Origin of the sequence: Clostridium fungisolvens, from assembly GCF_014193895.1 — a bacterium.
GTDB lineage: Bacteria > Bacillota > Clostridia > Clostridiales > Clostridiaceae > Clostridium_AR > Clostridium_AR fungisolvens.
Genome location: NZ_BLZR01000001.1, coordinates 4,304,189 through 4,316,980 on the forward strand (window position 1 = coordinate 4,304,189; position 12,792 = coordinate 4,316,980).

Here is a 12,792-nt window from a genome sequence, read left to right on the forward strand (position 1 = left end):
GGAAAGAGGACCTGGTAAATAACCCACATATGGGTAACTCACAAGTATAATCTTTCCTTATCTTTCAGACACATAAGTCTGCAGGAATTAGCACCTTGCGAGCAAATGAACACACGCCGGTTGCTGAAACTTCATCGGGCCAGTCCCTCAGTTTCTCTAGATAAGGTTCATATTAATTTTTTATAACTTCGGCTTGAAACCAATTATAGTTATGTTTTTTTTAACTGTCAATACCAAATTTTAGGAATTTTTATAAAGAAATTACGTAATTTTTTTATCCTAAAACTTTAAATAAATATATATTATATATTTATTTATATTTCAAAAATCTTTCATAAAAATTTTATTTCAATCATATTTAAACCTAATTTAGACTTATACATTTCTACATTCACTACTCTAATCTAGCCATTAATCAAATTAGACTTTACTTTAAACTATCCAAATTTGTATATTATAATTTCTTGCTTATCTTTAATATGCATATTCTAAAAAAAATGATTAATTCATAAAAATAATATTTTCTTAGTAATTCAATAAGTTTAGTATTTTATCTTGACATGGAAAATTTTTGCGTTTATAATTCTATTTAAATTAAACTTGTCATTCATGATAAAGTTGAATTTAAACAAAATATACAAATCAATATTGATTAAACAGTAAATACCTTATCAAGAGAGACGGAGGGAATGGCCCTAAGATGTCTCAGCAACCAACATGTTTCATTTGCATGCACGGTGCTAAATCCAACAGGAGTTTTATTTCTGAAAGATGGGGAAGATATTAGTTAAAATATAGGCCTTTATAGGCATGCATTTTAAATCTTCTTCCATTGATGGATGAAGATTTTTTTGTTTTTATAGATTCATATAAACTATAAACACTTGCTGTTTAACTAAATAAGCCGAGGTGTAAAAATGAGTATTGAAAGTGTACGAAATTATTTTTTAACAAATGGTTTGGAAGATCCGGTTTTCGAACTGGAATCCAGTGGGGCTACTGTGGAACTTGCTGCAAAAACTTTAGGTATTGATTCTCAGTATATTGCAAAAACCCTAGCCTTTAAACTTAAAGACAGGGATATTCTCGTTGTAACTCGAGGAGACGCAAAAATAGATAATAAAAAGTATAAGCACCATTTTAATCTTAAGGCCAAAATGTTGAATCATGATGAAGTTCTTGAAGTAACAGGCCATCCAGTTGGCGGGGTTTGTCCTTTTGGTCTAAAAAACAAACTAGATATATACTTAGATATTTCTATAAAAGACTTCGAACATGTGTATCCAGCAGCCGGTGCACACAATGTAGCACTAAAGATAACTCCTAGCGATATAGAGAAACTTACTAAAGCATTATGGATTGATGTATGCCAAGTTTAAAAGTAAAACTTATAAATATAAAAATGGTACTAAAGATTTTTAACTTCAACTACTAAGTTATGAAACTCTATAATTAGAGTTTATGGGGCAATATTTTATAAAAAGGGGGAAATTAAATTGAGCAATAAATTAAATTTATTAGAATTAAAAGTTATAGATGAAATAGAAAAAAGTAAAAACAAGTATATAGACATAAGCCATAGTATCCACCATAAACCTGAGGTTGGAAACAAAGAATTTTTTGCCTCTGCCTTACTCTCTGATACTTTGGCTAAAGAAGGTTTTGAGATCGAGACTGGTGTTGCAGACCATAAAACCGCTTTCATCGCTAGAAAAAAATCTCCTAAAAAAGGCCCAATTATTGCTTTTTTAGCTGAATATGATGCACTTCCTGGGTTAGGTCACGCTTGTGGGCATAATATAATTGGTACTCTAAGTACAGCCTCTGCAATAGCATTATCAAAAGTTTTGGATGAACTTGGGGGAGAGATAAGAGTTTTAGGAACCCCTGCCGAAGAAGGCGGAGAAAACGGAAGCGCTAAAGGTAGTTTTGTAAATCACGGTTTACTAGCAGATGTAGATGCTAGTTTAATAATCCATCCAGGCAATAAAAATCACCCAACCAGCCCTTCTCTTGCTGTTGATCCACTAGATTTCGAGTTTATAGGGAAGCCCGCTCACGCAGCAGCTTCTCCACATGAAGGCATAAATGCTCTAGATGCTGTAATAGCACTTTTTAATGGAATAAATGCATTAAGACAACATGTTACACCAGATGTACGAATTCACGGAATAATAACTCATGGAGGAGATGCTCCTAATATAATTCCTGAATATGCTAAAGCTAGATTCTTTATACGTGCCGCCACAAGAAAAACTTGCGATGAAGTGACTGAAAAAATAAAGAATATAGCACAAGGAGCTGCTTTAGCTACGGGTGCTAAAGTCAATATAGTTGCTTTTCAAAATAAAGTCGACAATATCCTCATCAATAAAACTTTCGATGAGTTATTTATAAATAAAGCTGCTCTACTTGGATTACAAGTATCAACTGAGCAAAACAAAGGTTTTGGCTCCACAGATGTTGGAAACATAAGCCATGTTGTACCAACTATACATCCCCATGTGAAAATAGGACCTGAAACTTTAGTTGGCCATACCGTAGATTTCAGAGAAGCTGCTGTATCCGAAGAAGGTGATTACGGTCTTATAGTAGGTGCCAAAACTTTAGCCATAACAGCACTTTCCTTATTTACGAATGAAGAAAACTTAAAAGCTATTAAAGAAGACTTTCTAAGAAATAAGGAAATTTAGCATAAAAATAAGATGAAATGATTGCACAGATATTTAACTTATAGAGTTGATCCCTCCATATTTAAACATTCTACTATCATTTCATCTTTTTTATTTTCTATAAGCTTTTCTCAGCAACGATAGTAAAAGTCTTAGGAATTCCCTTATCAAAAACTTCTGAAGATAAATTAGGTTCTTCTTCTAAACTTTTAATAACTAGACCTGAAGCAGCAACACTTGTTACTATTTCTCCAAGAGTCCATCTACGAAGAAATACTTTCTTAGGTTCGTCATTCTCTGAATATTTATGATAAGATACATCCTTTTCTTCTAAGGAAGTATCAAAATAATCACCAGTTACCTTGTGCTTTCGTACCTTTGCTGTAGAGCCTCTAGAACTTATGAGCTTAGTAGATATAGGATGAAAATCTCTTATTAAAGCGATACCTTTCTTATCAATAAGCTCATATATTACGTTCATAAATGGAGCTAGATCTGTAAAATAGTGTAGTATTCCCATTTCAGCAAATACAATATCATAATTAGATGACAACTGTTCTTTAGGCAGCTTTAATACATCAGATACTATATACTCTATTTTTACTCCTGCTGCTTTTGCAAGATCCAAAGCATAACTCTTATTCCCCTCCGAGAAATCAACTACAGTAACTTGTGCTCCAAGCAAGGCTAATGCAACAGCCTTATTACCATTGGACCCCATCAGGTTCATTATCTTCTTTCCTCTTACGTCGCCAAATTTACTATGAAGTATAGAAAGTAAGCCTTCAGGATTTTTACTTATCCTCTCTGCAGCTTCTTCTGGTGTTCCAAATCTATTCACCCATGCATTATAGGTTTCTTTATTCCATATCTCTTCGTTACTATCTATAACAACTTTATTTTCACTATTTAAGTTATTAAAATTCATTACTTCTGATGTATCTAACTTTTCTTCCAATTTGAAATCCTCCAAATTCTCTAAACAAATAATTTCTTATCAGATTATATCATCTATTTTAAGTATTTACTAAGAATTTATTATGTATAACGTATTAATGTATACTAAAGGGTTCCTTTATAGAAATTTAATTTATACTTATTCGAAAATCATGCACCAATACCTTGTAGACATATATAAATTAATAATTAAAGTTGGAACCCTAAAAAGGGTTCCTATGCCGAACCTTAATTTATACTTATTCGATAATCGCGACATCTTGTGATTATCAGGAATGTATAAATTAATTGTTGATCTAGGAACCCCATTTACTAAAATCTTATTTCCATGATAAATTGAACTGCCCCTTGGTTTTATCTCCTATAACTTGTATATGACAAGTCCCTTTTGACTTTGCAGTGTACTTAAATACTCCACTGTTATCTTCAATAAGATTTTTAACTTCTTTATCTTCTTCATTTATAAATACAATTTTTAAACTTCCTTCTTTCACTTCTGATGAATAATTGATAGTTAATTCCTCACCATCTTTTACTTTTATTCCTTTAGTTATGTGTCCATTTAAATAACTGTAACTCTTATTCCAAGAACTAAGAGTTGAATTTTCAATAGCGCCTTTCTCACTAAAACTATCAGCATAGAACTTACCACTAAATATACCCTTTATTACAATTGTAACACCTACTGATACTACTATTACTACGGCTATAAGTATTATCCATATAGCTTTATACTTTTTAAAAATCTCCATGTCCATTTCCTCCTACTATTAAAGTTAATTACTTACATATTTAGTCTTACATTTAGGACAGTAATTCCAACTTTCCTTCATGGTACTACCACAACTGCTGCAAACTTTGCCTACATCAGTTCCACAGTTTGTACAAATAGATACACCTTTTTCTAAAAGCAAGCCGCAAGACGTACATCTTTCTTCACGCCCTCTCGTAAGCATTAAATATACTATTAATGAAACAGGCATGCTGAATAGTGCTAAAATAGCCCAGCTCAATGCAAATTTTTCACTTCTATTTCTTGCATCTAGATATATCCATAATGACTGCCCACTCCAAAGTAAAAGAAATGTAAATATCCCGATAAAGATAGCAAGTTCTCCTAGACTCATGAAATCATTCCTCCCTTAATTCTTTTTTGTAACTTAGGCAACATTGTCAATGGTATCAAAAGTGAAGAAAAGCTATTTATAACTACCCACACAATAATATTCATTCTTAACAATATGTTAAACTGAATTATAAGAGCGCACATAACTGCTCCGCCGTATAAAAGGTCTGAAATAATAAGTTTCTTTTTTTTCTCTTTTTCTTGTGTTTCATTAATTAATTCAGTCACATTAAGCTGCTTAATTAAACCTAGTTCTTCTAATGAATTATCATCTAACAATCTATTTTCATCTAATTTAACTTCATTAAAAAATACTTTATTCTCTTTCATAAATAGCTCCCTCCTTTAACTTAAAAATATTCTTCAATCCTTTGGCAGTGTTGTGTAACCTTGATTTTACAGTACCTTCTGCGCATCCCATTATGTTGCTTATCTCTTCTAAGCTATAGCCATAGTAATGTTTTAGTATAAACGTTACTCTTTTTTCATAGCTTAAGGATTGTAATTCCTTTAAGACTTCTTCAACCTGCATCTTTGCCTGTATTTTATCTTCAATCTCTGATCCAGTACTTATATATGATTTCTCATTTAGTTCATCAAATTTAATTTTCTTTTGTCTTTTATAATTGTTTCTATATATATTCAATGCTATCTTTATAAGCCATGTGGAAAATTTACTTTCACCTCTATATGACTTTATGTTTATAATTGCCTTCATAAGTGTTTCTTGTAGTAAATCCTCAGAGAGATAAATATCCCCAGTAAGCTTAATTATGAATCCATTGAGTGTCTTGTAGTTATTCTCAATTAATGTACTAAGTGCTTGTTTATCTCCACACTTAGCTCTGATTAAAACATCCTGCTCCTCCAAAATTTTATCCCTCCTGCTTCATTCATTAAATAAGACAACTTAATGTAAAAAAAGTTCATTACTTTAAATATTTTCCTTAAATAATTATAACTCATATACAAAAGGCCTGTCTCATTTAAGATACAGACCTTTTAAAATTATGCACTTAACATATCTCTTTCAATCTTTCCGTCCTTCAGCTGTAATATTCTACCTCCAAAAGCTGCTGCTTCTTCAGAGTGAGTTACCTGTATTATAGTCTTAGACATCTCACTATTGATGGTCTTAAATAATTCCATTATTTCTGTCCCTGATTTTGAATCCAAATTACCAATAGGCTCATCTGCTAGTATAATATTAGGATTAAACAATACAGCCCTTGCTATAGCTACTCTTTGCTGCTGGCCCCCTGAGAGCTCTCTAGGCGTATATTTTCTCTTTGATCTCAAACCAACAATTTCTAATATGTCATCAAGCTCTTTCTTGAATTTCTTTGGCTTCTGACCATCTAATAGTAGAGGTAGAAGTATGTTATCTTCAACACTTAGGTTTTGTACTAAATTATAAAATTGAAATACAAATCCAATTTCCTTCCTTCTCATTACGCTCTTATCTTTTTCTTTCATATTAATATAGCTTTTTTCACCTATTTTTATATCTCCACTAGACGGATTATCAAGCCCTCCTAATAAATATAGCAATGTTGACTTGCCACAGCCAGATGGTCCCATAATAGATAAGAACTCTCCTTTATCTACAGAAAAGCTTAGGTCAGTTAAGATATCAACTGATTCCCGTGCAACCGTAAAAGATTTATATAAATTACTTACCTCAATTAATTTTGCCATAAAAAAATTCCTTCCTAATTTAAAATATTATAAGATTGAATCTGTTAGAATTATATATATCACTCTACTCATATTTTAGTTCACTTATCAGCTGAAGCTTCTTGCTTCTAAACACCGATGATAATGAAGCAATTACCATTATGATTAATACGACTACTGATATTATAGCCATCAAATTAATAGGGTATTGCAATGTCAAATCTAGTGTTAAAAACTTAAAAACATCCCCCATGAGCACATTTATCCCTACCGATGTTATTAATGCAACTACTATACTAAGCAGAGCTTGAAAAATACTCTCTAATAGAATTACTACTCCTCTTCCTGCAGTAGTTAAACCTATAGAACTAATAACAGCCATCTCTCTTTTGCGTTGGATAAAGCTTATAGATATATTACTCATTACTCCAAACACTGCAATAATGATAGTCATATATGAGAATATAGATAAGATGTTAACGACTTGAGCATTATTCTGCTCATTATTTAGAATATTTTCATCCTTAGTAAATACAGTTGTATCTAGTCCTCTTAACTTATTTGTTAGAATCTTTTTTGCTTCCTCTTGTGAGGAGTTAGTTGTTACAAAATATTGTGTAGGATACTTAATATTAAAATGCTTTAACGCTGCCTTTTCTGAAATAAGGTTATAGTTACCATTCTGCATCATTTTAGCATTATATATTGATAAAACTTTAAATTTCTCATCCTTATTATTTAAAGTAAGAGTTATTGTATCTCCAGCATTTATGCCGTATCTTAATGCCATTTGCCTTGATAAAACAATCCCATCATCATCGTCTTCAAGAGCATCAAGCTGTTTATCCTTATCATCAAATGAGAGATAGTTCTCAAAAGTTTTAAATTTATTGGGATTTACATAAAACACGTATATCTTTTTTGAGTTATCTCCCGCTAAATTAGTAGCTATGATTCCTGTTTCATTTATATCTTTTATTCCATCATAGCTATTAATAATTTGATTTACCGCTTTTGAATTATTAGAGTTTACACTTATAGAAATATCATATTTCGATCCATTATAAGCACCTCTAACTACATCAACAAGTGATATTTTTAAAGAATTTATCATTACAATTGAAACAATAGATATTATCAATAATCTTATGTTATTAATCAGCACTCTAGAAGTCCTCACATTGTTAAGCGATAGCATGGTTAAACCACTCATATTTCTAAAAGCATTAACTATAGGATAAAGCACTGTATCTACAAACTTTGGAAGTATCAATAAAACTCCAACTAAAGCAAATAAAATACTAATTACTGCTCCAAAATAATTTATATACTTTCCTATCATATGAAAAGCAACTGCGACGATTAGAAGCAGTACACCTAATATAAACCCTTTGTTTGACGGCTTATTTGATGTGGCTAAGGTATTTAAAATTATATCTTTAACAGATAATTTTCTTATCGATACTATAGGCAAAATTGAGGAAATCATAGATAACACTACAGCAAATATAAATCCTATTAAGACGTAAGGTACATAAAGTCTAAAATCAGCCTTTACACCAAAAGCCTTCAATGGATTGCTATAATAACATATCAGATATGCTATTCCTTCTCCCCAAAAAACACCTATTCCGCCTCCTAAAATACCATAACTAAAGCTCTCAAGCATCAATATCTTAATCACTCCACCTTTAGTAGCGCCTTGGCTAAGAAAGGTTCCAATTGTAGGTAGTTTTTCTGCTATTATTAGTTTAAATGAACTATAGATAATGAATATCGTCATGATTAATACAATTCCAAGCATAAAGAATAGCGGCATCTTTAAAGAGTTTAATTGGCCTTCTATCATCACTTCATCATATACAGGTGATGCTACTATTTTTTCACCTTCATGAGCTTTATTAAAATTGTTTATCCATCCATTTATGTCTTTGCTATCTACAGAAGCAAACATAATACTTATTTTGTTCTCTGACGAATATATTTTTGATACATTCTCTATTGGGGTGATTAATGTAAATTTATTTCCTATATCATTAGAAAATAAAGCACTATTATCAGTTATTGCTGCTATTTTATAAGCCTCTTCTTTCCCTAAAATATTAAGCTTTATCTCATCTCCAACTTTGACTTTTAACAAATCACTTGTTTTCTGAGATACAATTAATTTTTTTCCTTCAAAAGGCTCCAAATTACTTTTATCTAGTAGCTTTAACGAACTGAAATTTGTGAAATCAGATAAACTGGTTCCTATAAGGTCAAACTCATTTTCGGTATCTCCTACATATCCGCCTATAGTTAATGCCTTAAAACTTTTGCTAATATCTTTATTATTTATACCTTTTGCGTCAAATAATGGTTCTTCTAGAGTATTATCAGCATTAATTTGAACATTAAATTCACCATAATTTCCTCTGACATATTGAGACATTGTATTAACCAAACTTTTTATAGAGCTTAAAGAAGCAATTAGAAGTGCTGCACTTAATGCTATAGATATTAAAAGAAGAATAGCTCTTCCTTTTTTCTCTACAATAGATTTAAATATATATTTACTAAAAATAGACATACCTGTACTCCTTCATCTATTATCTTTTATTAACTTTATCCTTTTCTGCTAATGCGAAAGATAATATCCCCGTAGCTATTCTTTCATCATCACATCGAATCTCTACATTAAACTTTGCAAATATTTTAGTCTTGTTAATAACATTAACGTTTATTATCAGTGAATCGCCTGGCACCACTGCCTTGATAAACTTCATCATTTCAATCTTTAATAGCAGTGGTACTAAGTCTACTTCAACATTTGAAATTTCAGAAGCTAGCGCTATTGCGCATAACTGTGCAGCTGCTTCAGTTATTAATACTCCAGGCATTATTGGCATCCCCGGAAAGTGCCCCTGAAAATAATCTTCATTTATAGTAACATTCTTCTTTCCTTTAGCTGATATTCCCGGATTTATCTCCAATATTCTATCAATCATTAGAAAAGGTGGCCTATGCTTAATTAACTTGCAAATCTCTTGAGTATCCATTAATAAAAGCTCCATTTCAAAATTTATTTAAAATAACTTTTTATCTTACTGCATTCTTATTCTAAATACTTAAACCTCCATCTATTACGAATGTCTGTCCAGTTATATAACTTCCTCTTCCTTCGCATAAGAAACTAACCAACTCAGCCACCTCTTCTGCTTCACCAAATCTTCCCAAAGGTATCATATCAAGATATTCTTTTTTCTTATCTTCAGATAAACTACTGATCATATCTGTATTTATGAACCCAGGCGCAATAGAGTTAACGCATATGCCAAACTGAGATAATTCCTTTGCTAACACTGCAGTCATTGAGTTAATTGCGCCCTTGGTAGCACTATAAACAGATTGTCCTGCTAATGCCTTTCTAGACGATACCGATGATATATTCACTATACATCCTTTTTTATTCTTAAACATTTTTAATGCAGCTTGCTTACAACAATAAAAATAGCTCTTTATATTAATATCCATTGACCTGTTCAAAGAATCTTCACTTAGCATCATAATAAAGGAGTCCTCCACTATTCCAACATTGTTTACCAATATATCAACTCTCCCGAAATGCTTCATCGCTTGACTAAATAAACCTACAACTTCTTTATTTATTGATATATCCGCTTTAACAGCAATTGCTTCCACTCCAAATTCTCTTATGATATCTATAACTTCCAGAGCCTTTTTTTCACTCTTATTATAATTAACAACAACATTCATGCCTCTTTGTGCTAATTTTATCGCACAAGCTCTCCCAATACCTCTTGAGGCTCCAGTAACAACAGCTGTTTTCCTATCCATATTTGTTTCTCCCTATATCAAAATACTCTGCTATTGATTATCTATAAATTGGCATTTTTTAATATTACTGCACTAAATCCTCCTCCGAATGAAAAACTTGTGACAAGTACATATCTATAAAAGCCATTCTCTTTTTCGTTTATATTTATAGTCATATCATCAATATTTATATCTGTATCAATTTTTTTTCTTGTTATAGGAGTCTGTCCATGATATAACATTAATGCGGCATGAGCTATCTGCAATGCACTAGTTGCAGCTCTTCCTTCACCAACCATATTCTTTACTGTGTGTATATTCATATGATTTAATTTTTCTTTAAATATGTTTTTATAACACCTTAGTTCCATCTTATCTATAATTGATGATCCATTAGCAAAGCCAACTATTGCATCTATTACATTCAAAGCAATTCCTGCATTTTCACATGCTTTTATTATTGCTTTTTCTAATCCTTTACCATCCAAAGATATTCTTCCAGGTTTGCAAGGACTATTAGTTATGCCATATCCAACTATTTCAGCATATAAGGTAGCTCCTCTCTTAAGTGCATTTTCCTTTGTTTCTAATAGGAGAGAGGTGCTACCTTCTCCAACAATAAATTCATTACCCTTAAATCCATATACTAATTCATCTGGTTCTTCTCCAATATATAGACTGTTTAATTTATCATATAGTAAATGAATAGTATCACTATATTCATCTACACCTGAAATTAGCATATACTTACTTCTGTTAAGCTTCAAAAGATCATAACCATAACATAAACTATCCATACCAGATGAAACACCATTAACTATAGTTGCGGTATATCCTTTTATCTTACTCATTATAGAAAGATATCCTGCTGCTGCATTATATACAGTATTAGGGAAGGAAAGCGCACTCCCACCTTTTATACCATTACTATTAATACTTTTAATAAAAGCCCCTATTTCTGCTGCAGGACCATCTGAAGTTCCAACAATTAACCCAATCTCTTTTTCTATATCTTTATTAATTTCAAGGCCTGCATTCTTAAGTGCATTAACCCCTGAAATTAGAAGCAGCTTTGATAACCTATCCAATTTCCTCATAAATCCTGGCTTTATTCCGAATTCACTAAAATTGTCCACCTTTACATCTGCGATAAAACTGCTCTTAAAATCGCTATCACTATCAATTATTGTAAAACCTTTCTTACCAGCCATTGAATTGCTCCAATATTCATTAATCCCTACACCAATCGGAGTCATACAATCCATTCCAGTTATATACACTTTCTCATCATCATAAGCTCTTCTATTTACAACTTTTTCTATTGATTTAGAAAATATTACGCTGGCATTATTTCCTCCAAAAGCAAAAGAATTTGACATAACAATATTTAAATTCTTTTCCTGATTTCTATTTGGAACAAAATCAAATTCATTCTCAACCTCTTCATCAAAATTTATAGTAGGAGGTATTTTACTCGTATTTAATGCTTTAATTGAAATAATAGCTTCTATTGCACTTGCTGCACCTAAACAATGTCCTATCATTGATTTAGTTGAACTAATCTTTATATGATTTTTACTTTCATAAAATATCTCTTTGATTGATGTAAGCTCTGCAGCATCATTTAAAGGAGTACCTGTCCCATGTGCATTAAGATAATCTATATCCTTTGAATGAATTCCAGCCTCAGCAATTGCTGATTTAATTGCAAATATTTGTGATTCTCCATCAGGCTTTGGAGCAGTTATATGATAGGAGTCTCCTGTTACGCTATAACCTGCAATTTTGCAGTAAATTCTAGCTTTTCTCTCTAAAGCATGCTCAAGAGATTCAATAATAAGTACTCCCGCGCCTTCTCCCAGTGATATTCCCTGGCTTCTACTAAAAGGTGAACAATTATTTTTGTCTAGAGCTTGTAAGGCATGAAATCCTGCAAACGGTAATGAAGCAAAAGCATCAGTTCCTCCTACAATCACCACATCAGCTTGACCTCTTTTTATCAAGTCACAAGCATAAGCTATGCTAATATTTCCTGCCGCACATGCATTGGAAATATTAGAAACCACACCTTCTGCACCAACAAATAGTGCAACATTCCTTGCTATACAATTTACCGGAATTCTTAAGATATCATTAGGATTTTCTCTTACATTATTATCTGAGTGGTCTCTTTCAAATTTCTCTGCACTTAGCGCTCCACCAGTACAACTGCCTATAGATACAGATATTCTTTCTTTATTCTCTTCGTCTAAGATAAGATTAGAATCTTTTATAGCTTCATTCACTGCTTCAATTACTAGTATTGATGTTCTATCCATGACTCTTGTATATCTTTTAGGCATCTTAAAGGTACACTTAAACGCCTCGGCGGTTGCACCAATTTTAGCATAAGCATTAGTAGTATCAATTCCTTTTACATTCTTTATTCCACTTACGCCATTTACAGCATTATCCCATACTTCCTCTAAGTTGTTGCCTATTGAACAGTTAACTCCTAATCCTGTTACTACACATATCTTCTCATTGTCCATATGTTCACCCCTT

The 12,792-nt window shown here is 31.8% G+C and carries 12 protein-coding genes and 2 riboswitches; of the genes, 2 read left to right on the forward strand and 10 right to left on the reverse strand.

Going from position 1 to position 12,792, the window contains the following annotated elements:
* Positions 1 to 54: 54 nt before the first annotated feature.
* A riboswitch (SAM riboswitch) is annotated at positions 55 to 167 on the reverse strand.
* A 498-nt stretch (positions 168 to 665) separates the two neighbouring features.
* A riboswitch (SAM riboswitch) is annotated at positions 666 to 778 on the forward strand.
* 139 nt (positions 779 to 917) lie between these two features.
* Both bsdtw1_RS18995 and bsdtw1_RS19000 read left to right on the forward strand, forming a co-directional pair.
* Positions 918 to 1,379 (forward strand): YbaK/EbsC family protein, encoded by a 462-nt coding sequence (locus bsdtw1_RS18995; RefSeq protein ID WP_183279092.1) that lies wholly within the window; start codon positions 918 to 920, stop codon positions 1,377 to 1,379.
* Positions 1,380 to 1,496: 117 nt separating this feature from the next.
* Positions 1,497 to 2,693, forward strand: coding sequence for a M20 family metallopeptidase (locus bsdtw1_RS19000; RefSeq protein ID WP_205245289.1), 1,197 nt, complete (start codon positions 1,497 to 1,499; stop codon positions 2,691 to 2,693).
* Between the two features lie 97 nt (positions 2,694 to 2,790).
* Here bsdtw1_RS19000 and bsdtw1_RS19005 read toward each other — a convergent pair whose 3' ends face one another.
* From bsdtw1_RS19005 to bsdtw1_RS19050, 10 genes are all read right to left on the reverse strand, one after another.
* Complete coding sequence (locus bsdtw1_RS19005) at positions 2,791 to 3,600, reverse strand: class I SAM-dependent methyltransferase (protein WP_183279850.1); 810 nt, start codon at positions 3,598 to 3,600, stop codon at positions 2,791 to 2,793.
* A gap of 349 nt (positions 3,601 to 3,949) precedes the next feature.
* Entirely contained in the window at positions 3,950 to 4,381 is a 432-nt protein-coding gene (locus bsdtw1_RS19010) for a hypothetical protein (protein ID WP_183279093.1), read from the reverse strand.
* A 24-nt stretch (positions 4,382 to 4,405) separates the two neighbouring features.
* Positions 4,406 to 4,756, reverse strand: a complete 351-nt coding sequence (locus bsdtw1_RS19015; RefSeq protein ID WP_183279094.1) for a double zinc ribbon domain-containing protein — start codon at positions 4,754 to 4,756, stop codon at positions 4,406 to 4,408.
* On the reverse strand, positions 4,753 to 5,085 hold the full coding sequence (locus bsdtw1_RS19020) for a hypothetical protein (RefSeq protein WP_183279095.1): 333 nt from the start codon (positions 5,083 to 5,085) through the stop codon (positions 4,753 to 4,755). Before bsdtw1_RS19020 ends, bsdtw1_RS19015 begins: the two co-directional genes overlap by 4 nt.
* Complete coding sequence (locus bsdtw1_RS19025) at positions 5,072 to 5,626, reverse strand: sigma-70 family RNA polymerase sigma factor (protein ID WP_183279096.1); 555 nt, start codon at positions 5,624 to 5,626, stop codon at positions 5,072 to 5,074. Before bsdtw1_RS19025 ends, bsdtw1_RS19020 begins: the two co-directional genes overlap by 14 nt.
* 137 nt (positions 5,627 to 5,763) lie before the next feature.
* The gene (locus bsdtw1_RS19030) at positions 5,764 to 6,453 is read right to left on the reverse strand and encodes an ABC transporter ATP-binding protein (RefSeq protein WP_183279097.1); all 690 of its coding nucleotides are present in this window, start codon (positions 6,451 to 6,453) and stop codon (positions 5,764 to 5,766) included.
* 64 nt (positions 6,454 to 6,517) lie between these two features.
* On the reverse strand, positions 6,518 to 9,001 hold the full coding sequence (locus tag bsdtw1_RS19035; RefSeq protein ID WP_183279098.1) for an ABC transporter permease: 2,484 nt from the start codon (positions 8,999 to 9,001) through the stop codon (positions 6,518 to 6,520).
* A 19-nt stretch (positions 9,002 to 9,020) separates the two neighbouring features.
* Positions 9,021 to 9,470 (reverse strand): 3-hydroxyacyl-ACP dehydratase FabZ, encoded by a 450-nt coding sequence (gene fabZ, locus bsdtw1_RS19040; RefSeq protein ID WP_183279099.1) that lies wholly within the window; start codon positions 9,468 to 9,470, stop codon positions 9,021 to 9,023.
* 61 nt (positions 9,471 to 9,531) lie between these two features.
* Positions 9,532 to 10,269, reverse strand: coding sequence for a 3-oxoacyl-ACP reductase family protein (locus bsdtw1_RS19045; RefSeq protein WP_183279100.1), 738 nt, complete (start codon positions 10,267 to 10,269; stop codon positions 9,532 to 9,534).
* Positions 10,270 to 10,310: 41 nt separating this feature from the next.
* Complete coding sequence (locus bsdtw1_RS19050; protein ID WP_183279101.1) at positions 10,311 to 12,779, reverse strand: beta-ketoacyl-[acyl-carrier-protein] synthase family protein; 2,469 nt, start codon at positions 12,777 to 12,779, stop codon at positions 10,311 to 10,313.
* Positions 12,780 to 12,792 lie beyond the last annotated feature (13 nt).